The sequence below is a fragment of the Streptomyces sp. H39-C1 genome (genome assembly GCF_027158125.1).
GTDB classification, from domain to species: Bacteria; Actinomycetota; Actinomycetes; order Streptomycetales; family Streptomycetaceae; genus Actinacidiphila; species Actinacidiphila fildesensis.
The window spans coordinates 1-1,590 of sequence record NZ_JAPVLS010000241.1 but is presented as its reverse complement, the minus strand read 5'-3'; the positions used below and the strand labels follow the sequence as shown (position 1 = coordinate 1,590).

The 1,590-nt window shown below is 68.6% G+C and carries 1 protein-coding gene; it reads left to right on the top strand.

What is annotated here, in order from left to right:
• The first annotated feature begins 136 nt into the window (after nucleotides 1–136).
• Nucleotides 137–1,582 (top strand): NF041680 family putative transposase, encoded by a 1,446-nt coding sequence (locus O3W51_RS47935; protein WP_138359647.1) that lies wholly within the window; start codon nucleotides 137–139, stop codon nucleotides 1,580–1,582.
• Nucleotides 1,583–1,590 lie beyond the last annotated feature (8 nt).

Genomic DNA, 1,590 nt, shown 5'->3' with positions numbered 1-1,590 from the left:
AGCTTGTTATTTATGGTCCGGACTCGAACATCGAGTAGGACACCATCACTCACCTGGGCCTTTACCGGACAGGCGGACGGCCTCCGCATGAGCATGCGTTCTGTCACCGAACCGCACTCATACGAAGGCCGCAGGGGTGAGTCTGCTGCATCACAATGCTTGGCACGAGGCACTCGACTTCACGTCACACTTCCGGGAGGACTTCTACGCGTCCCTGACCCGGCGTGGTGACACTCTGTTCGAGCTCACGGACGCGATGCTCTGCGAGAACGGACCGGTGACCTCGCCGGTTGACCTGACGCTGCTGGCCGAACACCGGCGCGGGCACGGCGCGTTGTACGACGCGCTGAACTGCGGGCGTATCGACGTGGACGGGTTGCGGCACGCTCTGGCGATGCTGCCGCAGCCCAAGGCCGCCGACAACCGGATCGTCCTCGCGGTCGACGTGACCCACTGGCTGCGGCCCGACGCCCCGTGCAGCCCGGACCGGCTGTTCTGCCACGTCTACGGACGCAGCGGGCGCTCCAGCGACCAGCTCGTGCCCGGCTGGCCGTACTCGTTCGTGGCCGCCTTGGAGACCGGCCGCACCTCCTGGTGCCAACTCCTGGACGCGAGGCGGCTCGGCCCCGACGACGACGTCGCCGAGGTCACCGCGGCCCAGGTCCGCCGCGTGGTCACCGACCTGATCGACGCAGGCCAGTGGGAGCCCGGTGATCCGGACGTCCTGATCGTCCTCGACGCCGGCTACGACGCCCCGCGCCTGGCCCACCTCCTCGCGGGTCTGCCTGTCGAGGTTCTGGGCCGGATGCGTTCCGACCGTGTCATGCGACGCCCGCCGCCGCCCCGCACCCGCCGGGCCGGCCGCCCGACCCGGCACGGAGGAGTGTTCCGCTTCGCCGATCCGGACACCTGGGGCGCCCCGGACGTGGAAACCATGCAGGTCACCGACCGCTACGGCACCGCTCGGGCTGTGGCCTTCGACCGTCTCCATCCACATCTGACCACCCGCTGTGCATGGATCGACCACACCGGTGAGCTCCCCATCATCGAGGGCACCCAGATCCGCCTGGCGGTCGACAGACTGCCCAGCGGCCAGGACCCGCAGCCGGTCTGGCTGTGGTCCTCGAAGACCGGCATGACCGGTGAGGACGTCGATCTGCGCTGGCAGGCATTCCTCCGCCGCTTCGACATCGAGCACACCTTCCGCATGATCAAGCAGACGTTCGGCTGGACCCGCCCCAAGCTCCGCACCCCCGAGGCTGCGGACCGCTGGACGTGGCTCGTGATCGCGGCCCACACCCAGCTCAGGCTCCTCCGCGAAGCCGCCGCCGACCTTCGTCGCCCGTGGGAGAAGCGAACGGAGCCCGCCCGGCTCACCCCGGCCCGCGTCCGCCGGGGATTTCGCAACCTCCGCCCGCACCTGCACAGTCCTGCCCGTGCACCGAAACCCTCAACACCCGGGCCAGGCCGTCCAGTCGGCTCGAAGAACCGCCATCCCGCCACCCGCCACGATGTGGGCAAAACGACCAGACGCCCCGAGAGCATCACTGAACGCAATCGCCTTAAAGGCCACAAAGGTTAAATTTCAAG